Here is a 20,509-nt window from a genome sequence, read left to right on the forward strand (position 1 = left end):
ACAACATATAGTAGACAGCAACAAACCCGCGCCGTAAGAGCCGCGGCACTGAAACACGAGCAGGGACATCGGGCATGGCACATATCATTGTGGTCGGAAACGAGAAGGGCGGCGCAGGCAAATCCACCCTGTCGATGCACATCGCCACCGCGCTGGCACGCATGGGCCACAAGGTGGGCGGCATTGACCTCGACCTCCGCCAGAAAAGCTTTGGCAGCTACGTTGCCAACCGCCGGAAGTTCCTGCAGAAAAACAGCCTCGACTTGCCAAGCCCCGATTACCACGACCTGCCGGAAGTGGATCAAAGCGCGCTGCAGCCGGGTGAAAACATCTATGACCACCGCCTTTCGGCCGCGGTCTCGATGCTGGAGCCCAACAACGATTTCATCCTGATCGACTGCCCCGGCTCCCACACCCGTCTAAGCCAGGTGGCGCACTCTTTGGCCGACACGTTGGTTACCCCATTGAATGACAGCTTTGTCGACTTCGACTTGCTTGCCAAAATCGACGCCGACGGCGAGAAAATCCTCGGCCCATCGGTCTATTCAGAAATGGTCTGGAACGCCCGCCAACTGCGCGCGCAGGCTGGCCTCAAGCCCATCGACTGGATTGTGATGCGTAACCGTATGGGCGCGCAACAGATGGTCAACAAAGAGAAAATGGGCAAAGCGCTGGACCGCTTGGCCAAGCGCATCGGCTTCCGCGTTGCGCCCGGCTTCAACGAACGTGTGGTCTTCCGCGAGCTTTTCCCGCGTGGCCTGACTCTGCTCGACCTGCGCGACATTGGCGTGAAACAACTCAACATCTCCAACGTGGCTGCCCGCCAGGAATTGCGCGAACTTGTCAAAGCGCTGAACCTGCCCGGGGTCTCCGTCGACTTCTAATCCATGACAGCGCGCGGCCAAGCCACACAGCCCCCCGCGCGTCCCACGCGCCTGATGACCATGGCCGCCCTTGTGGTGTCCGAGTTATTGCTGGTCATCCTGGCTTATCAAGTCATGGCCTCCATCGAGTGCCGTCAAACCGAGATCGAAGCCGCCTGTCGCGCGCTGCGCTCCATGACTGCCCGCGGCTTGGCCGTGATGACTGTGATGACGCTCTATTTCTGGCTGCGCCCCGCCGCTTACCGTGCCCTGGCTGACCGCGCCACAGCGTCACCCGGCCACCGGGTTTGGATGCCTTTCCACCTTGTGGGGCTTGTGCTGATCTTCTTACCGCTGCCGCTTTTTGGCGCCGCAGAAATCACCCGTGCTTTCACACCCACTCTTGTTTTGCTTACCTCTGGTGGCCTACTCACGGCCCTAGGCGCGGTATTCTGGGTCACACCGCTCGCCGCCTGGCGCGACTGGATGCGCAACGACAGCTACCTGTTGCCTCTAGCCTTGTTCATTGGCTTTCTGGTCCCCGACCTCGCTGACCTCATGCGCCCCCTCTGGGAGTGGAGCACCCTCAGCAGCCTGACCTTCTTCCTGGTTTTCCTGGTATTGACCCTCACCGGCTTTGACGTGGGCGTGCACCCACCCACCTACGAGATTGGCGTCGAAGGCTTTTGGGTACAGATCGCCAGCCAATGCTCCGGCGTCGAAGGCATCGCGCTCATCACCATTTTCATGGGCTTTTACGCTTCTCTTATGCGCCCGGACCTGCGCCAGAAACGCTTCTGGCTCATCGTCTTCCCGCTCGCCGTGCTTGCCAGCTGGCTGTTCAACATCCTACGCATCGCCATCCTGATCATAATTGGTGCTCGCGTCTCACCAGAGCACGCCCTCAACGGATTCCACTCCTACGCGGGCTGGCTGATGTTCACGGCGTTGGCCTTGCTCATCGTCTTGATCGCCCACCGCGCGCAATGGCTGCACCGCACACCATTGCCAAAAAACACCGCAGCCACTCTCCGCCAGGACACGCTTGCCGCCAAGATTGTGCCGTTCATCGTGATGATGCTATCTGGCGTGTTTGTCTCCGCCTTCTGGCCGGACCCGGCCGCAGGCTATCCAGTCCGCGCTCTGCTCATGGCCTTGGCGCTGCTGGTCTTCCTGCCCGCCATCCGCGCCCTCTGGTGTCGACCATCGCTCGAGAGCCTCGCAGTCGGCCTCGCAATTGGCATCCTCTGGATTGTCACGGCTCCCACCCAAGACCTGCCCGCCACAGACGCACCTTCGCTTTTCTGGATCACAACCCGCCTGCTTGGCACCATCCTGCTGGTGCCTGTCATCGAAGAGCTGTTTTTCCGTGGCTACCTCCTGCGCCGCCTGCATAGAGACACGCTGGTTTGGACCATCCTGGCCATCGCCATCTCCAGCCTGCTCTTTGGCCTGATGCATGACCGTTTCCTGGCGGGCACCTTGGCCGGCGTGGCCTTTGGCTTGCTCTACCTGCGTCGCGCAGAAACCTCGGACGCCATCGCCGCACATATCGCGGCCAATGCCACCATTGCTTTGGCCGCTCTTCTGACAGCAAAATGGGCGCTCATCTGAACGCCCATTCAATTCTCCTCAGCCTGTTGAGACTGGCTTAATTTTGTTTTTGACGACGGCGGCGCAGTTCCCAAACCAGCGCCAATGTCGCGAGCACGGCGGCCACAGCCAACAGGCCAGCCCCCGCATCAATTTCCGGCACAGCGTTGGAGCCACCGCCTGTGTCACCACCTCCGGTGTCACCGCCGCCCCACCAGCGCCACCACCAGCCGCGCCATCCGCCGTAGTCCTGGGCGAGGGCGGCAGGAGCGCTGACCGCCAAAGCGGAAACTGCAATCGCCGCAACTTTTGCTTTGTTCAAAAGACCCATAGAAAACTCCCGGACCTATGCATTTGTATTGGTATCAAGGTGCCATAGAGCCAGCCACCGCCTCAAGCAAATTGCTGCAATTGCAAAATATTTTGTCTTCTCGTGCCAAGACTGTCCGCATTTGAAAAACAATCAACTGCAAGGGCCGGAACTGTCGCCAAACCACAACACCGAAAGCGAATCGAACCTCCAAATTGATTCGCTCAAGTTGTGCGCCCCGCCAACTTCAGCAACATCCCTTTCAGAGACTGCACCTCAGCCTCATTCAACTGCGCCAATAGACTGCCTTCATACGCCTGCGCCACCTCGCGCAGATCTCGGTAAACTTTCTCTCCCGCAGGCGTCAGCTCCAACCACTCCACCCGCCGATCTTCCTCACTGCGCGCCCGTTTCACCAACCGCCGATCTGCCAACCGCTGCACGGCTCGGCTGACCTTTGTTTTATGCACCTTGCCTTTGGCCCCAATCTCCGTCGCCGTCAGCCGCCCAAAAATCCCAAGATGGAACAGCACCCGCCATTCGCTGCGCAACAGCCCGTAACGGTCCTTGTAGACCTTCTGAAACCCCAGACTGGCCTCCTCCGCCGCCTGATTGAGCAGGTAAGGCAAAAACGCCTGCAAATCGAAATCATCAGCTTTTGTCATTTTCTGCGCGTCCTCCTGCTTGTTAGTTACAAAAACAACTATTACCACCGCAACCAAATTCGAGATCAGGAGCGACCCGATGACCAAGCACACAGTTCCGACCCGCATGCAGAAGGCCCCTTCCATGGCTGGCCCGCATGAGGGCTACATGCCCGGCTTTGGCAACGATTATGAAACCGAAGCCCTGCCCGGCGCCCTGCCGCAGGGCATGAACAGCCCGCAGAAATGCAACTACGGCCTTTATGGCGAGCAGCTGTCCGGCACCGCTTTCACCGCCGAAAATGTCGAGCGCACTTGGTGCTACCGCCTGCGCCCGTCGGTAAAACACAACGGTCGCTACGAGAAAATCGACGTGCCTTATTGGGCGTCTGCACCCAACGTCGATCCAGACCTCGGCAGCCTCGGCCAATACCGCTGGGACCCGGTGCACCACACCGAAGAAGCGCTGACCTGGATCACCGGCATGCGTACCATGACCACCGCCGGCGATGTGAACACCCAGGTCGGCATGGCCAGCCACATCTACCTCGTGAACACCTCGATGGAAGACGAGTACTTCTTCTCCGCCGATTCCGAACTGTTGGTGGTGCCACAGGAAGGCGTGCTGCGGTTCTCCACGGAACTGGGTATCATTGATCTGGAACCCAAAGAGATCGCCATCCTGCCGCGTGGTCTGGTGTACCGCGTTGAGGTGCTCGAAGGCCCGGCGCGCGGCTTTGTCTGCGAAAACTACGGCCAGAAATTTGACCTTCCGGGGCGCGGCCCGATTGGCGCCAACTGCATGGCCAACCCACGTGACTTCAAGGCGCCCGTAGCCGCTTATGAAGACCGCGAAGTACCCTCCACCGTAACTGTGAAATGGTGCGGCCAGTTCCACCGCACCAACATCGATCAGTCCCCACTGGATGTCGTCGCTTGGCACGGCAACTACGCGCCGGTGAAATACGACCTGCGCACCTATTGCCCGGTTGGCGCAATCTTATTTGACCACCCAGACCCCTCGATTTTCACCGTGCTGACCGCGCCCTCCGGCGTGCCAGGCACCGCCAACATCGACTTTGTCCTGTTCCGCGAGCGCTGGATGGTGGCCGAGGACACCTTCCGCCCGCCGTGGTACCACAAGAACATCATGTCTGAGCTGATGGGCAACATCTACGGCCAGTATGACGCCAAACCGCAGGGCTTTGTCCCCGGCGGCATGAGCCTGCACAACATGATGATGCCGCACGGCCCGGACAAAAACGCCTTTGAGGGCGCGTCCAACGCCAACCTCGGCCCGGACAAACTCGACAACACCATGTCGTTTATGTTTGAAACCCGCTTCCCGCAGCACATCACCAAATTTGCCGCCAAAGAAGCCCCGGTGCAGGACGATTACATCGACTGCTGGGTGGACATCGAAAAGAAATTCGACGGAACTCCGGGCAAGAAGTAAGCTCCTGTTGTTGGGGGCTTTGCCCCCGTCACAGCACACTGTGACTCCCCCAGGATATTTCTGGAATGAGAAAACCATGGGGGCGTCAGATGAATATCAGGAAGACCTATGCGCGCGAACAAAGTCACCCTTCTGGGCACCAAAGGCGGCCCCGCCATCCGGCCCGGCACCCGTATGCCAACCTCCATTCTGGTGGAAATGGATGGTCAGACCATCCTTGTGGACGCGGGCCTTGGGGTCAGCCGCGGGCTCTGTGACGCAGGTGTAGCCTTGACCGATCTGGACGCCATCCTGATCACCCACCTGCATTCCGATCACTATCTGGAACTGGGACCACTGCTGCACACAGCCTGGACCGCAGGTTTGAACAAACCCATTCCGATTTATGGCCCGGACGGGCTGGACCACTATTGGACAGGCTTCCTCAACGCCATGTCTTTTGATGTAGAGCTGCGCCTGCGTGACGAAGGCCGCCCCGCACTGGAACCGCTGGCGCAGATCCACGTTCTGGAACCCGGTCAAGTGAACCTCGGTCCTCTAAAAGTCACCACCCTGCGCAACGCACACCCGCCCATCACCGACAGCTATGCCCTGCGGTTTGATGGCACAAAACACAGCGTCGTGCTCTCCGGCGACACCGCGCCAATTGCCGAAATGGTTGACCTCGCCAAAGATGCCGACCTGCTGGTGCATGAAGCGATGTTGTCTGCCGGCATTGACGCGCTCTGCGCTCGCGTGGGTAACGGCGACGACCGCCTACGTATCCACTTGGAACGCAGCCACACCCCCGCCGCCGAAGCCGGGCGCATCGCCACCGAGGCCGGTGTCAAACAGCTGGCCCTTAACCACCTCGTCCCCTGTGACGATCCAAACTTCACCGAGACCCATTGGCAGGAAGAAACCTCCCGCACCTGGTCCGGCCCTCTTTTCATCGGCACCGACGGAATGTCCCTTCCGCTCGACTGACCACCACAAAAGGAAACGCGCATGTCTTTGTTAAAATCCTGGGTCACAAGCGCCAATGACGCTGCCTGCCCTTTCCCGCTCAACAACCTGCCCTATGGCGTCTTTTCCGTCGACGACGGCGAGATGCGGTGTGGCACCGCCATTGGCGACCGCATCATCGACCTGACCGGCCTTGAGGAAGCGGGCACCCTGCGCGCTGATCCCGATGCAGACGTACTGGACGCGCCGTTCTGGAACGACTTCATGGAGTTGGGTCCGCAGGTCTGGGCCGACTACCGCGCCAAACTGCAGGCCATGCTGGCCGAGGACGCCTCGGAAGAAACTCAAGAGGCGCTGACCTACTATTCCCTGCCCATAGCCGACGCCACGCTGCACATGCCCTTTGCGGTGAGCGAATACACCGATTTCTACGCCGGTCGGAACCACGCCTTCAACGTTGGCACCATGTTCCGCGGCCCGGAAAACGCGCTGCCGCCCAACTGGCTGCACATCCCGATTGGCTACAATGGCCGTGCCTCCTCTGTGGTGGTCTCCGGCACCGACATCCGCCGTCCTTGGGGGCAGTTGAAGTCCCCGGACCATGACATGCCTGCCTTTCTGCCCTCGCGCCGCTTTGACATCGAGCTGGAGATGGGCGCCATCGTCGGTCAGTTCTCCCAACGTCCTGTGACCGTGCAGGAAGCCGATGACATGATCTTTGGCTACGTGCTGCTCAATGACTGGTCCGCACGGGACATCCAGGCTTGGGAATACCAACCGCTCGGCCCGTTTCAAGCCAAAGCCACCGCCACCTCGATCTCCCCGTGGATCGTCCCCAAGGCGGCGCTGGAACCCTTCCGTACCAACACGCCGGAGCGGGACTTTGAGCTGCTCGATCACCTCAAAGACGTGGGGCCGATGCTCTATGACATCGACCTGTCCGTCACCATGGCACCGGAAGGCAAAGAGCCAACCGAAATCGCCCGCACCAACTATGACCAGATGTACTACTCCGCCGCCCAACAGCTGGCGCATCACAGCACCTCGGGCTGCCCGATGAACGTCGGGGACCTCTTGGGCTCCGGCACCATCTCCGGCCCGACAAAACCCGAGCGCGGCAGCCTTTTGGAGCTCAGCTGGGGCGGAAATGAGCCGCTGACCCTTGATAGTGGCGAGACCCGTACCTTCATTGAAGATGGAGACACACTCACCCTCCAAGGCGCGGCCAAAGGGGACGGGTACACCATCGGATTTGGCGACTGTACCGGCACGCTTTTGCCTGCGCTTTCGGACCCTTTCGAAAGGTAACGCCCATGGCCACCGCCCCCCGCTACGTCGGATATATCGCACAAAGTCTGGACGGCTACATCGCTACCCCGGATGGCGGGGTGGGCTGGCTTGATCCATTCAATGCCGCCCTTGCCGAATGCAGTTGTGAAGACGCTGGCGGTTACAACACCTTTATCGAAGAGGTGGACGCGGTACTGATGGGCCGCGCCACCTACCGACAGGTTATAGGCTGGGGCTGGCCATACGGGGATCGCGCGGGCTACGTGCTGACCCACCGCCACGACTACAAAGGCGACCACATCACCGCCGCTGGCCCGATTGACGGCCTGCGCGCGGCGATTGAGGCCAATGGCCACCAAAAGGTCTGGATCATGGGCGGCGGCGAAACCCAACGCGCCGCGCTGGATGTGGGCATGTTTGACGAGATTTCTGTCTTTGTCATGCCCACCATTCTAGGCGACGGCCTGCCTTGTTTTGCCAAAGGCGCGCAGCAAAATCTGACCCTCAAAACGTCGAGCCAGAAACCCGGTGGCATCTTGCAACTGGACTATGACATCGCGGGCCCACCATCCGAGGCCACCTAAACCCCACTTGGCACATGGGCGGCTGCCGCCTAAGCAGGTCTTATTCAAATAAACCAACAGGACAGACCCTTTTGAAACGCATCGCCCTGGCCGCCCTTCTCTCTCTCAGCCTGTCCTCCGCACAGGCCGAAACCGCCGCAGAGCTGGCCAAGACCTACGTGAACATGCCCGAAGTGCAGCAGATGATGACGGACATGTTCTCTCCGGAAAGCATGGCGGCACAGGTTGTGGCCTCCATGCCCCCTGGCGTCACCCTGTCAGAGGCGCAACAGACCGCCATTGGCGAATTGATGTCCGGTGAAATGACCACCCTTCGGCCAAAACTCGAAGAGTTGATGGAATCCACCACCGCCGAGATCTTCACCTCTGAGGAAATCGACGCGCTCATCACCTTCTACAGCTCCGAACACGGCGCATCCATTATGGGCAAAATGGGCCCGATGATGCAGCAGGTCATGGGCGCGCTCGCGCCGGACATGCAAGAGATGCAGGGCCGCATCACGCCGCAACTGCTCGAAATCATGAGCTCCGAGTACTGAATCATGGCGGAGTTTCTCACCGGTTGCACCCATTTCGGACATGGGCAAATCCTGAAGAAAGCCAACCGGCCGTTTGCCTCCGTCGAAGAGATGGACAAAACGCTGACCGCCAACTGGAACGCTGTGGTTGGCAAAGACGACACCGTCTATCACCTCGGCGACTTCGCCTGGCCAAGAGACCGCCCCCGGGAACCGTATCTCGCGCAACTCAACGGCAAGATCGTCCGCCTCAATGGCAACCGCGACGAAGCCGATTGGGGCCGCGACCTGATCACGCTCAAGCGCAATGACCGCGAAATCGTGCTGTTTCACTATCCCATTGAGGAATGGAACGGCTGGTGGCGCGGCACATTGCACTTCCACTGTCACACCCACGACACCGCATTTCACAGCGCCCCGCGCCGCGGCAATGTCGGCGTCGAAGCCCACAACTACACGCCCGTCCGTCTCGACTGGGCGATTGACCAACTTCTGCAAAAGGACCGCTAACCATGGCCAAAGCCTTCGCCTCCCAAGGGGACATGACCGAGAAAAACATCTCTTTCACCGAAGTTGGAGACGGCCTTTACGCCTTCACCGCAGAAGGCGACCCGAACTCCGGCGTGATCATCGGCGATGACAGCGTGATGATTGTCGAAGCCCAGGCCACGCCGCGTCTGGCCAACAAGGTCATCGAATGCGTGCGCTCTGTCACCGACAAGCCGATCTCTCATGTGGTGCTGACCCATTACCACGCCGTACGCGTGCTGGGCGCGTCGGCCTATGGCGCAGATCAGATCATCATGGGCGACGCCGCCCGCGCCATGGTGGTGGAGCGCGGCCAGGAAGACTGGGACAGCGAGTTCCAACGCTTCCCGCGCCTGTTTGAGGGCCACGAAAGCATCCCGGGCCTGACCTATCCGACCACCACCTTTTCCGATGACATGACCGTCTATCTCGGCAACCGCCGCATTGACCTTATGCACTTGGGTCGCGCCCACACCGCTGGCGACATCGTCATCCACGTGCCCGACCAGAACGTCATGTTCACCGGCGACATCGTCGAATACCACTCGGCCTGCTATTGCGGCGACGGACATTTCTCCGACTGGGGCGACACGCTGGACAACATCGCCGCCTTCGACGTGGACGCCATTGCCCCGGGCCGTGGCGACGCGCTGGTGGGCAAAGAGATGGTCAACGCCGCCATCGAAAACACCCGCGACTTTGTCGAAAGCACCTACCGCCCTGCTGCCAAGGTTGCAGCCCGCGGCGGCACGCTAAAAGAAGCCTGGGACGCGGTGCGCGCGGAATGTGATCCGAAGTTCGCAGACTATGCCATTTACGAGCACTGCCTGCCCTTCAACGTCGCCCGCGCTTATGACGAAGCTCGAGGCATCGACACCCCGCGTATCTGGACCGCCCAGCGCGATCTGGAAATGTGGGAGGCCTTGCAGGGGTAATTGACTATGAAGATTGAAAGCACTGTTTCACGCGGATCTTTTGCAGGTGAGACACAAGAACCTTGGTCGAATTCTGAAGGGCAATACGCGTTATCAGCTGTGCCAAAAGACACAACAGAGGCCGGCCATCATGAAGCCCACTACATCTTGGTTTCAGACTTGAAGAGCGTTGCCAACGGCTTGAGAGCGGGTTTGTGCCTTCGAATGAAATCTCAAAACGTTGCACCGAGCATGAGGAAGGCAAGCGAGATAACAATTGATGGACGTCCCGTAAGCGCTTTCGACCCTTCAAAGGGGCGAGATTAGTCGAAGGGGTAAGTAAAACCCCACGTCCTTGATCTATGTCGTTGCGCGCGGCCCATTGGCGCGCCACGCTACCCCCAACAAACGCGCCTGTCCTTGGGAGGAGGAGCCCCATGAGCAAGATTTTTGACGTCCCGCTCTACGCCTACACGCGCAGTCCGGATCAGGACGAAGGCATGCCCGTCCGCCATCCGGTGGTGATCATCGGCGCGGGCCCTGTAGGTCTCGCCACCGCGATTGATCTGGCACAGCAAGGCATCAAAACCGTCATTCTGGATGACAATGACCGGGTGTCCTTCGGCTCCCGCGCCATCTGTTTTGCCAAACGACCGCTGGAAATCATGGACCGCCTCGGCTGTGGTGACCACTTGGTGGAACGCGGCGTGCAATGGGACACCGGCAAAGTCTTCTTTGACACCCGCCAAGTTTATGAGTTCAGCCTGACCGAGGAAGAAGGCCACAAGAACCCCGCCTTCATCAACCTACAGCAATACACTTTTGAGCAGGTCCTGGTCGAACGCATCCGCGAGATGCAGGCCGAAGGCGCGCCCATCGAAATCCGCGGTCGCAACAAGGTCGAGGCCATCGGCCAACACGACACCCATGTAACCCTCGAGGTGGAAACTCCCGAAGGCAGTTACACCCTCGAGGCAGACTGGCTGGTCGCCTGTGACGGGGCCAACTCCCCGACCCGCCGCATGTTGGGGCTGGATTTTGACGGGCAAGTCTTTGAAGACAACTTCCTGATCGCTGATGTGGTGATGAAAGCCGACTTCCCGTCCGAGCGTTGGTTCTGGTTTGACCCGCCGTTCAACCGGGGCCAATCCGCCTTGCTGCATAAACAGCCCGACAACGTCTGGCGCATCGACCTGCAACTGGGCCGCGACATCGACAAAGAACGCGAGAAGCGCCCGGAAAATGTCATGACCCGCCTCAAAGCCATGCTGGGCGACGAGGCCGAGTTCGACCTCGAATGGGTCTCCATCTACACTTTCCAGTGCTGCCGCATGGAGCGGTTCCGTCATGGCCGCACCCTGTTTGCCGGCGACTCCGCACACCAAGTCTCCCCTTTTGGCGCCCGTGGTGCCAACTCCGGTCTGCAAGACGCCGACAACATCGCGTGGAAATTAAAACTGGTGCTCGACGGTAATGCGCCAGTAACCCTCATGGACAGCTACAACACCGAGCGGGCTTATGGTGCGGATGAAAACATCCTCAACTCCACCCGCTCGACCGAGTTCATCACCCCCAAATCCGAGATGAGCCGCATCCTACGAGACGCCGTGCTGGACCTCTCCGCGCATCACACCTTTGCGCAGCCACTGGTCAACTCGGGCCGCCTATCTGTGCCCTGCACCTATGACGGCAGCATGCTCAACTCCGCTGACGCGCTGGCCGCACCCGACCTCACGCGCCCCGGCAGCCCCTGCCCGGATGCCCCACTCGGCGAGGATCACCTGCTGAGTAAACTCGGCAATGACTTCATCTTACTGACCATCGACGCCGAGGCGCCGGACAGCTTTGAGGAGGATGGCGTCACTGCCACCCGCCTGGCGCTCTCGGTGCGTGATGACCCAACGCTCACGCTCAAACGGCAGTACCTCGGCGATGCCACAGCTGGCGTCTACCTGATCCGCCCGGATCAACACGTCGCCGCCCGCCGTGAAGCCTTTGACGAACCCCATTTCCGCGCCGCCCTACGCCGCGCCACAGGCAAGGAGTGATCTGATGTCTGACAAGCTGATCCTGAGCCCCAACCTGGACAACGCCGACGGCTTCTTTGATGCTCTCGCCCGCGCCCACGACGGTCTTGAAAAATCCAGCAGCGACGCGCTCAACGCACGACTGATCTTCCTGCTCGCCAACCACATCGGCGACAATGAGGTCTTGGACGAGGCCCTCAAAGCCGCTCAGGCCAGTGGCCACCAACGATGAGTCGCCCGGCATGAGCACCGTGCTTTACGATTACTGGCGCTCCTCCGCCAGCTACCGTGTGCGCATCGCATTGCACCTTGCGGACGAGCCTTTCGAGCGCGTGGCCGTGGACCTGCTCGAAGGTGACCACCGCGGGCCAGATCATCTGGCCCGCAACCCGCAGGGTCTGGTCCCGGTGCTCGACATCGACGGCCACCGCTTCACACAGTCTTTGGCCATTCTCGACTATCTCAACGACACCCGCGCGCTTGGCCTGCTGCCGGACGATCCAGCTCAGCGTGCACAGGTCCGCGCCTTGGCACACGGCATCGCGGTCGACCTGCACCCGGTCTGCAACCTCTCCGTCGTGCGCCACGCCACATCTGACGCCGAGGACAAGCCCACCGCCACCCGCGCCTGGATGCAGCATTTCATCCGCCCCGGACTGGCCGCCTTTGACACGCTTCTCGAAGGGTTTGAACAAACGCCCTTTTGCTGCGGGGACACGCCTACCTTGGCGGACCTCTGCCTGATGCCGCAGCTCTACAATGCCCACCGCTGGGGCGTGGACCTCTCCGACCTCCCCCGCCTTCAAGCCATCGAATCCGCCTGCGCCGCGCACCCGGCTTTTACGGCTGCGCATCCTGATCAGGTCCGTCCCAACTAGTCTTTAGAGATCAATCTCATTCAAATCGTTGAGTAGCTCCAAAAGCTGCTCATAGCGCTCCGTGCCGAGGTGATCACGCAATTTGCCCGCATAGCTCTTGGCCGCCGGAATGTTGTCGGCAATCAAGCGACAGCCTTCAGAGGTGGCTTTGATCACCTGCCGACGCCCGTCCTGCTCATCGCGCGTGCGCGTGATGTAGCCCTTTTCCTCAAGCTTCTGCAAAATCCGCGTCAAGCTTGGCAGCAATAGCACCGCCCGATCCGCAATTGTGGTCGGATCCATCGGGCCTTCTTCGACCAGAACCCGCACCACACGCCATTGCTGTTCGGTGACCCCCGCATTGGCAAGCAATAATCGCGCCGGTTTCATCACCTTCTCTCTGGCGCGCAGAAGCGCGATAGGAAGCGACTGAGATGTATCGGGAATATTGGTCTTGCCTGTCATCTCACCTTCATGCACTGGAATGTTTCAAAAGGCAATTTCTTTGCCGAAAAACACCTTCCCCGACGGCATCTGTTGGCAGGCTCCCGCCAGTGATACTCTATTACAAATTGGTCTGATTTCCCCACGCCACCCCACCTACGTAATTTCCCCGAATTGACCCTTTTTGCCGCCGCCACCTACCATGAGCACAATCGCCGCAATCCAATTTGCGGTTGAGTTCAGGGAGGAAAACTCATGAAGAAATGGCTCATCTCGAGCGCGATTTCTGCTTTGGCACTGACCAGCGCCGCATCCGCAGACATCAAAATCGCCCACGTTTACGGCAAAACCGGCCCGTTTGAGGCCTACGCCAAGCAATCCCACGACGGCCTGATGCTCGGTCTGGAGTACGCCACCGGCGGCACCATGGAGATCAACGGCGAGAAAATCGTTGTGATCGAGAAAGACACGCAGCTGAAGCCAGACAACGGCAAAGCTCTGCTGGAAGAAGCTTATGGCGATGACGAAGTTGACCTCGCCGTCGGTCCGGTCAGCTCCGGCGTGGCACTCGCGATGCTGCCCGTCGCCGAAGAATACGAAAAACTGCTGATCGTCGAGCCTGCCGTGGCCGACAGCATCACCGGCGCCAACTACAACCGCTATATCTTCCGCACCGGCCGCAACAGCTCGCAAGACGCCGTGGCCAATGCCATCGCGCTGGCTGGTGAGGACGTGCACATCGCCACTCTGGCACAAGACTACGCCTTTGGCCGCGACGGCATCGCCGCCTTCCGCGAAGCACTGGAAGGTCAGGGCCAAGGCATCGCGCATGAGGAATACGTGCCCACCGACACCACCGACTTCACCGCCGCAGCAGAGCGTATTTTCACCGCGATGAAAGACCTCGAAGGTGACAAAAAGCTCTTCATCATCTGGGCCGGTGGCGGCAACCCGATGGGCAAAATCCAAGCCATGGACCCGTCCCGTTTTGGTGTTGAAATTGCCACTGGCGGCAACATCCTGGCAGCCATGAAGGCTTACAAGGACTTTCCGGGCCTGGAAGGCGCCACCTACTACTATTACGAAATCCCAAAGAACGACGTGAACGACTGGCTGGTGAAAACCCACCAGGAGCGCTTTGGAACCCCGCCTGATTTCTTCACCGCAGGTGGCATGTCTGCAGGCATCGCCGTGGTGGAAGCCATCAAGAAGGCCGGCAGCACCGACACCGAAGAGCTGATCACTGCGATGGAAGGCATGGAGTGGGAGACCCCCAAAGGCACCATGAAATTCCGCGCCGAAGATCACCAGGCGATGCAGACCATGTACCACTTCAAGATCAAAGTGGATGACAACGTCGAATGGGCCATCCCTGAACTGGTGCGCGAGCTGAAGCTCGAAGACCTGCCCATTCCGGTCCGCAACTAAGACCTGTTAACTTACCTCGATGGCTGGCTCCGGATTTCACGCCGGGGCCAGCCACTTCCCCAGACCACACTCACTGGGTTTCAAACCATGTCCCACCCTATTCTGGAAACCACCGACCTGACCGTGCGCTTTGGCGGCCATGTCGCGGTGGACCACATCTCCTGCAGCTTCAACGCTGGCGAGCTGACCGCGATTGTCGGCCCCAACGGCGCAGGCAAAACCACCTATTTCAATCTGATCTCCGGTCAGATTCCCGTCTCTGAAGGCCGCGTTAAACTTGGCGGCAGCGACATCACCCGCATGTCCGTCGCCCAGCGCACCCACCGCGGCATCGGCCGCGCCTTCCAGCTCACCAACCTGTTTCCCAACCTTTCGGTGTTGGAAAACGTGCGGCTTGTGGTGCAGTCCAAGGCTGGCCGCGGCTTCAACATCCTGTCCATGGCGGACAGCCACGCCGAATTGACTGGCCCGGCCTACGACATTCTCGCACGCATCCGCATGACCGATCAGGCGGACCAAGTGGTTTCCGAACTGTCCCACGGTGACCAGCGCAAACTCGAGGTCGCCCTACTGATCGCGCTCGACCCGCTGGTCTATATGTTTGACGAACCCACTGCCGGCATGAGCGTGGACGAAGCCCCCGTGGTGCTTGATCTCATTGCCGAACTCAAAACCCGCAAAGACCGTGCCATTCTGTTGGTCGAGCACAAGATGGACGTGATCCGCACCCTCGCGGACCGCATCATTGTGCTGCACAACGGGGCGCTGGCGGCCGATGGCGACCCCGCCGAAGTCATGGCCTCTGACGTGGTGCAAGAGGCCTACATGGGCCGCGATCTTGAGGAGGCTTTGGCCAATGTCTGATCCCATCCTGAAGCTCGACAACGTCTTCACCAACATCGCGCAGTATCACATCCTGCAAGGTGTCGACCTCACAGTACCACGCGGTGAAGTCACCATGCTTCTGGGCCGCAACGGTGTAGGCAAAACCACCACTCTGCGCACCATCATCGGCCACTGGCGCGCCCATCAGGGCAGCGTCACGTTTGACGGTCAGGACATCACAAAACTGCCCACGCCAGCCATTGCCCGCGCTGGCATCGGTTTTGTGCCGGAAGACATGGGTATCTTTGCCGACCTGACCGTGGAGGAGAACATGATCCTCGCCGCCGTCTCCGGCGCAATTGATGAAGCCCGCCTGCAATGGCTTTTCACCGTCTTCCCCGCGCTGGAAACCTTTTGGAAGAAAGATGCCGGCACGCTTTCTGGCGGTCAAAAACAGATGCTGTCCATCGCCCGCGCCATGATCGAAGAGCGTGCGCTCTACCTGATCGACGAGCCCACCAAAGGTCTCGCCCCCGCGATCATCACCACCATGGCCCGTGCCATCAAAGAGCTCAAAGACCAGGGCGCTTCTATCCTGTTGGTGGAGCAAAACTTCGCTGTGGCCAAAGCCCTTGGTGACACCGCCAACGTCATGGATGACGGCCGCATGGTCTGGTCCGGCCAAATGTCCGAACTGGCCACCAACGCCGAACTGCAAGAGCGCCTGATGGGCCTCAGCATGGAGGCGCATTGATGTCCCCGAACACACCTAATCTGGAGGTCCGCCCATGAGCGCCGCCCCCGAACACGCGCCCACCATGGCCAAGATGTCGCTGGCCGAACGGCTGGCGCCCCATGCGCCCATTCTTCTGGTGATCGCGCTGATCCTCGCAGGCCTAGTCGCCATTCCTGCCACCTCAAGTTGGCTCACCCTAACCGTCTCGGGCCTCGCCATGGGCATGATGATCTTCATCATGGCCTCCGGCCTGACACTGGTCTTTGGCCTGATGGACGTAATCAACTTTGGCCATGGTGCCTTTGTCTCCGTCGGGGCTTTTGTCGGCGTGTCCTTCCTGCTCCTGCTGGAGCACATGACCGGCGCGCCGAACCTGCTCTGGAACCTGACCGCGCTCATGGTCGCGATTGTTGGCGCTATGGCTGCCACTGGCGTCATGGGCTGGGCCTTTGAGCGGGTCATTGTAAAGCCGGTTTACGGCCACCACCTAAAACAGATCCTCGTCACCATGGGCGGCCTGATCGTGGTCGAGCAACTCATTATCGTGCTCTGGGGACCGGAAGAAATCTACATCACCCGCCCCGAAGCCCTCAAAGGCGCGATCACCTTCGCCGGAGCCGCGCTGGAAAAATACCGCCTCGTCGCGGTGGGCATCGGCCTCGTGGTCTTCCTCGCCATGCGCTGGACGCTGCGCCGCACCAAAATTGGCCTGATCGTGCGTGCCGGTGTGGAAAACGGCGAGATGGTACAAGCGCTTGGCTATAACCTGCGCATGGTCTTCATCGGCGTCTTTGTCGCAGGCTCCGCCCTCGCGGGTCTCGGCGGCGTGCTCTGGGGCCTCTATCAGGAAGTCATCACCGCCCATATGGGCAACCAGACCATGATCCTTGTGTTCATCGTGGTGATCATCGGCGGGCTTGGCTCAGTCGAAGGCTGCTTCATCGGCGCGCTTCTCGTGGGCCTGATGCAGAACTACGTGGCCTTCCTGGAACCCAAAGCCGCCTTGATTTCCAACATCGCCCTGATGGTGGCGATCCTGATGTGGCGCCCAATGGGCATGATCCCAGTGGTAAAGGCGAAATAGACATGCTGAAGACCCTTGTTTCCGGCGACACCCCACGCTCGCCCATCCTTCTGGCGATCCTGATTGTGATCCTGATCTGTCTCGCCTTCGCGCCCTTCCTGTTCCCCGGTGTGCGCTCGGTCGACACCGCCGCCCGTATCTGCATCTTCATTGTGCTGGTGGCGTCCTACGACCTGCTGCTGGGCTACGGCGGCATCGTCAGCTTTGCCCACACCATGTTCTTTGGCCTCGGGGCTTACGGCGTGGCGCTGGCCAGTACACACATGGGACGTGGGTTTGACGCCCTGCTGGTTGGCTCCGTTGCAGGCGCCGGTCTGGCTGCGCTCCTCGCGCTGGTCATCGGCCTGTTTTCCCTACGTGTCCGCGCCATCTTCTTTGCCATGATCACGCTTGCGGTAGCCTCCGCCGTGGCCGTGTTGGTCAGCCAACTCTCCACCCTAACGGGCGGCGAAGACGGCTTATCATTCAAAATCCCCCGCGCCTTAGGCCCAGCCTTCAAGTTCATGGACGGCGAACTCTTCGGCGTAAAGGCCAACGGCAAACTGCTAAAATACTACCTCGTCTTCATCTCCTGCTTTGTGCTCTTCCTGCTGATGCTGCGCGTGGTGAACTCGCCCTTTGGCCGCGTCCTGCAAGCCATCCGCGAGAACGACTTCCGTGCCGAGGCCATTGGCTACCGCGTCGTGCACTATCGCGTCGCCGCCACCTGCCTCTCCGCCGGCATCGCCGCCCTCGCCGGTGCGCTCTACGCGGTCTGGCTGCGCTACGTCGGCCCGGACACCACGCTCTCCATGGAGATCATGATCGACATCTTGCTGATGGTGGTGATCGGCGGCATGGGCACCATGTACGGGGCCGTCATTGGCGCAACCCTGTTTGTTTTGGCGCAAAACTACCTGCAAAACGTGCTCAGCCTCGCCGGCGAAAGCGTCTCCAGCCTGCCTCTGCTGCCGGATCTGTTAAACGCAGACCGCTGGCTTTTGTGGCTTGGCGTGCTGTTTATCCTGTCAGTCTATTTCTTCCCCACCGGCATCGTCGGCCGCCTGCGCGGGAAGTAACCGCAGCCTCTTGCAATTCCTCCTCGTTTGCGGTCCTGTCGCCGCTGCGAGGAGGAGATACTTAACATGCGCATAGATTTGATCCTGCTGTGTCTGGCCTATGTGCTTAGCCAGTTCTTCCGGGCCTTCCTTGCCGTCCTCACCCAGGTACTGGAGACAGACGTCGGCGCCACGCCCGCCGACTTGGCCTTTGCCAGTGGTCTCTGGTTTCTGGTTTTTGCCGCCATGCAAATCCCGGTTGGCGCCGCGCTGGATCGCGTCGGACCACGTCGCACCTCTGCCGTGTTGCTGTTGATCGGGGGCGGTGGCGGCTCCGCCTTCTTCGCCATGGCCACCACACCGCTGCACATCACCATCGCCATGGGACTGATTGGTGTCGGCTGCGCCCCGGTGCTGATGGCCAGCTACTTCATCTTCGCCCGCATGTATCCGCCCGCCCGTTTTGCCACCCTAGCCGCCCTGATGCTGGGTGTAGGCTCTGTCGGCAACCTGATCGCCGCCTATCCCACCGCCTGGGCTGCGGAAACCATCGGCTGGCGCGCCACGCTCTGGGTTCTTGCAGCAATCAGCTCCAGCATCGCGGTTGGCCTCTGGGCACTTGTGCAAGACCCACCCAAAGCCAACGGCACCGAAAAAGGCTCCGTGCTTGACCTCCTGAAAATCCCGGCGCTCTGGCTGCTCTTCCCGCTGATGTTTGTGAACTACATGCCCGCCGCAGGCATCCGGGGTCTCTGGATCGGGCCCTACCTGTCTGACGTCTTCACGCTCACCACCAGCGAAATAGGCCAAGCCTCGCTGGTCATGGGCCTAGCCATGATCTGCGGCACCTTCTGCTACGGCCCCGCCGATCGCATCTTTGGCACCCGCAAATGGGTCATCATCGGCGGCAGCGTCATCGGCGCCACCGCCCTCACTGGCCTTGCCGTGTTCACTGACACAAGCGCCTTCCGCTCGATCCTGCTGATGTCTGTCGTCGGCTTCTGCGGCGCGGCCTTCCCAGTGCTGATCGCCCACGCCCGCAGCTTCTTCCCGGCCCATCTGACGGGGCGCGGCGTGACCCTGATGAACCTCTTTGGCATCGGTGGCGTAGGCGTGATGCAGTTTGGCTCCGGCAAGTTGCACAACGCCATCGCCCCCACCGATTCCCTGCTGGCCTATCAGGCACTCTTTGGCCTCATGGCAATCTGCGTCTTTGCCGGCGCGCTGATCTACTGCTTCTCCCAGGACCGGATGGATTGATCAAAATCCACGCCTTTTCAGCATTCATCGCAAACCGGAATGACCCCCTTAAGCAATTTCCGGCCACCCACCCCTTTTTTCTTGAGGAAAACAAGGCTAAGAGAGCGCGTCGTTAGAAATGGAGACCTCAGATGGGTTATCGCATCGTCGTCGCTGGTGCCACAGGCAACGTGGGCCGCGAAATGCTGAACATTCTGGAGGAACGTCAGTTCCCAGTGGATGAGATTGCTGTTTTGGCAAGCCGCCGCAGCCAGGGCACCGAGGTCACCTTCGCCGACAAAACCCTGAAGATTCAGGACATTGAACAATTCGACTTCGCGGGTTGGGACATGGCGCTCTTCGCCATCGGCTCTGAAGCCACCAAAAAGTTCGCCCCCATCGCAGCGGCAGCCAACTGTGTTGTGATCGACAACAGCTCGCTCTACCGCTACGACCCAGACGTGCCGCTGATCGTGCCAGAGTGCAACGCCGACGCGATCCACGGCTACTCCAAGAAAAACATCATCGCCAACCCAAACTGCTCGACCGCTCAGATGGTTGTGGCGCTGAAGCCGCTGCACGACCGCGCCAAAATCAAGCGCGTTGTTGTGTCCACCTACCAATCCGTGTCCGGCTCCGGCAAAGACGCAATGGACGAACTCTGGGATCAGACCAAAGCGGTCTACAACCCAACCTCTGACGTGCCACCAAAAGTCTACACCAAAGAGATCGCCTTCAATGTGATCCCGCACATCGACGTGTTCATGGAAGACGGCTCCACCAAAGAAGAGTGGAAGATGGTTGCTGAAACCAAGAAGATTGTCGACCCGGCGATCAAAGTCACTGCCACCTGCGTGCGCGTGCCTGTGTTTGTCGGCCACTCCGAGTCGATCAACATCGAATTCGAAGAGTTCCTGGACGAAGACGAAGCCCGTGACATCCTGCGCGAAAGCCCAGGCATCATGGTGATCGACAAGCGCGAAGACGGCGGCTACGTGACCCCGAAAGAATGCGTCGGCGACTTCGCCACCTTCATCTCCCGCATCCGTCAGGACAGCACATTGGACAACGGCCTGAACCTCTGGTGCGTGTCCGACAACCTGCGCAAAGGCGCGGCGCTGAACGCAGTGCAGATCGCCGAAACTCTGGGCCGCGAAGTGCTCAAGAAGGGCTAAGCGCCTTCCAAA

General features: G+C 60.1%; 22 protein-coding genes. 19 read left to right on the forward strand and 3 right to left on the reverse strand.

Translation table 11 applies throughout. The features are described 5' to 3' along the window. The first annotated feature begins 74 nt into the window (after positions 1–74). Positions 75–884 (forward strand): division plane positioning ATPase MipZ, encoded by an 810-nt coding sequence (locus SIB92_RS11815; protein ID WP_412552244.1) that lies wholly within the window; start codon positions 75–77, stop codon positions 882–884. Between the two features lie 54 nt (positions 885–938). Further along, positions 939–2,477 (forward strand): exosortase E/protease, VPEID-CTERM system, encoded by a 1,539-nt coding sequence (gene xrtE, locus SIB92_RS11820; protein ID WP_412552245.1) that lies wholly within the window; start codon positions 939–941, stop codon positions 2,475–2,477. Positions 2,478–2,514: 37 nt separating this feature from the next. Here xrtE and SIB92_RS11825 read toward each other — a convergent pair whose 3' ends face one another. Both SIB92_RS11825 and SIB92_RS11830 read right to left on the reverse strand, forming a co-directional pair. Then, entirely contained in the window at positions 2,515–2,787 is a 273-nt protein-coding gene (locus SIB92_RS11825) for a VPEID-CTERM sorting domain-containing protein (RefSeq protein WP_412552246.1), read from the reverse strand. A 203-nt stretch (positions 2,788–2,990) separates the two neighbouring features. After that, on the reverse strand, positions 2,991–3,431 hold the full coding sequence (locus SIB92_RS11830) for a MarR family winged helix-turn-helix transcriptional regulator (protein WP_412552247.1): 441 nt from the start codon (positions 3,429–3,431) through the stop codon (positions 2,991–2,993). 79 nt (positions 3,432–3,510) lie between these two features. Between SIB92_RS11830 and hmgA the strand changes: the two genes are divergently transcribed. From hmgA to maiA, 10 genes are all read left to right on the forward strand, one after another. Then, positions 3,511–4,866 (forward strand): homogentisate 1,2-dioxygenase, encoded by a 1,356-nt coding sequence (gene hmgA / locus SIB92_RS11835; RefSeq protein WP_412552248.1) that lies wholly within the window; start codon positions 3,511–3,513, stop codon positions 4,864–4,866. 108 nt (positions 4,867–4,974) lie between these two features. After that, positions 4,975–5,832 carry an MBL fold metallo-hydrolase gene (locus SIB92_RS11840; RefSeq protein ID WP_412552249.1) on the forward strand — a complete coding sequence of 286 codons (858 nt, stop codon included), beginning with the start codon at positions 4,975–4,977 and terminating at the stop codon, positions 5,830–5,832. 21 nt (positions 5,833–5,853) lie between these two features. Next, complete coding sequence (gene fahA / locus SIB92_RS11845; RefSeq protein WP_412552250.1) at positions 5,854–7,119, forward strand: fumarylacetoacetase; 1,266 nt, start codon at positions 5,854–5,856, stop codon at positions 7,117–7,119. Positions 7,120–7,124: 5 nt separating this feature from the next. Continuing rightward, the gene (locus SIB92_RS11850) at positions 7,125–7,685 is read left to right on the forward strand and encodes a dihydrofolate reductase family protein (protein ID WP_412552251.1); all 561 of its coding nucleotides are present in this window, start codon (positions 7,125–7,127) and stop codon (positions 7,683–7,685) included. Between the two features lie 71 nt (positions 7,686–7,756). Then, complete coding sequence (locus tag SIB92_RS11855; RefSeq protein ID WP_412552252.1) at positions 7,757–8,224, forward strand: DUF2059 domain-containing protein; 468 nt, start codon at positions 7,757–7,759, stop codon at positions 8,222–8,224. A gap of 3 nt (positions 8,225–8,227) precedes the next feature. Continuing rightward, a complete protein-coding gene (locus SIB92_RS11860) occupies positions 8,228–8,713 on the forward strand; it encodes a hypothetical protein (protein WP_412552253.1) in 486 nt (161 codons plus the stop codon). A gap of 2 nt (positions 8,714–8,715) precedes the next feature. Beyond that, on the forward strand, positions 8,716–9,666 hold the full coding sequence (locus SIB92_RS11865; RefSeq protein WP_412552254.1) for an MBL fold metallo-hydrolase: 951 nt from the start codon (positions 8,716–8,718) through the stop codon (positions 9,664–9,666). Positions 9,667–10,082: 416 nt separating this feature from the next. After that, positions 10,083–11,693 (forward strand): FAD-dependent oxidoreductase, encoded by a 1,611-nt coding sequence (locus SIB92_RS11870; protein WP_412552255.1) that lies wholly within the window; start codon positions 10,083–10,085, stop codon positions 11,691–11,693. Positions 11,694–11,697: 4 nt separating this feature from the next. Further along, positions 11,698–11,904 carry a DUF2783 domain-containing protein gene (locus tag SIB92_RS11875; RefSeq protein ID WP_412552256.1) on the forward strand — a complete coding sequence of 69 codons (207 nt, stop codon included), beginning with the start codon at positions 11,698–11,700 and terminating at the stop codon, positions 11,902–11,904. Positions 11,905–11,914: 10 nt separating this feature from the next. Further along, positions 11,915–12,550, forward strand: coding sequence for a maleylacetoacetate isomerase (gene maiA, locus SIB92_RS11880; protein ID WP_412552257.1), 636 nt, complete (start codon positions 11,915–11,917; stop codon positions 12,548–12,550). Positions 12,551–12,553: 3 nt separating this feature from the next. Here the strand turns inward: maiA and hpaR are convergent, their stop codons facing one another. Then, the gene (hpaR, locus tag SIB92_RS11885; protein ID WP_294112738.1) at positions 12,554–12,994 is read right to left on the reverse strand and encodes a homoprotocatechuate degradation operon regulator HpaR; all 441 of its coding nucleotides are present in this window, start codon (positions 12,992–12,994) and stop codon (positions 12,554–12,556) included. 234 nt (positions 12,995–13,228) lie between these two features. On the opposite strand from hpaR, the gene SIB92_RS11890 reads away from it, so the two are divergent. From SIB92_RS11890 to SIB92_RS11920, 7 genes are all read left to right on the forward strand, one after another. Next, complete coding sequence (locus tag SIB92_RS11890) at positions 13,229–14,401, forward strand: substrate-binding domain-containing protein (RefSeq protein WP_294112737.1); 1,173 nt, start codon at positions 13,229–13,231, stop codon at positions 14,399–14,401. A gap of 87 nt (positions 14,402–14,488) precedes the next feature. After that, positions 14,489–15,265 (forward strand): ABC transporter ATP-binding protein, encoded by a 777-nt coding sequence (locus SIB92_RS11895; protein ID WP_412552258.1) that lies wholly within the window; start codon positions 14,489–14,491, stop codon positions 15,263–15,265. Then, a complete protein-coding gene (locus SIB92_RS11900) occupies positions 15,258–15,980 on the forward strand; it encodes an ABC transporter ATP-binding protein (protein WP_412552259.1) in 723 nt (240 codons plus the stop codon). The genes SIB92_RS11895 and SIB92_RS11900 overlap by 8 nt, the downstream gene beginning before the upstream one ends. A 34-nt stretch (positions 15,981–16,014) precedes the next feature. Beyond that, positions 16,015–17,046, forward strand: coding sequence for a branched-chain amino acid ABC transporter permease (locus tag SIB92_RS11905; protein ID WP_412552260.1), 1,032 nt, complete (start codon positions 16,015–16,017; stop codon positions 17,044–17,046). A gap of 2 nt (positions 17,047–17,048) precedes the next feature. Further along, entirely contained in the window at positions 17,049–18,104 is a 1,056-nt protein-coding gene (locus SIB92_RS11910; protein ID WP_412552261.1) for a branched-chain amino acid ABC transporter permease, read from the forward strand. Between the two features lie 66 nt (positions 18,105–18,170). Continuing rightward, on the forward strand, positions 18,171–19,343 hold the full coding sequence (locus tag SIB92_RS11915; protein WP_412552262.1) for an MFS transporter: 1,173 nt from the start codon (positions 18,171–18,173) through the stop codon (positions 19,341–19,343). 131 nt (positions 19,344–19,474) lie between these two features. Further along, entirely contained in the window at positions 19,475–20,497 is a 1,023-nt protein-coding gene (locus SIB92_RS11920; protein ID WP_294112727.1) for an aspartate-semialdehyde dehydrogenase, read from the forward strand. Positions 20,498–20,509 lie beyond the last annotated feature (12 nt).

This window comes from Shimia sp. MIT1388 (assembly GCF_047124445.1).
In the GTDB taxonomy this organism is placed as follows: Bacteria; Pseudomonadota; Alphaproteobacteria; order Rhodobacterales; family Rhodobacteraceae; genus Shimia.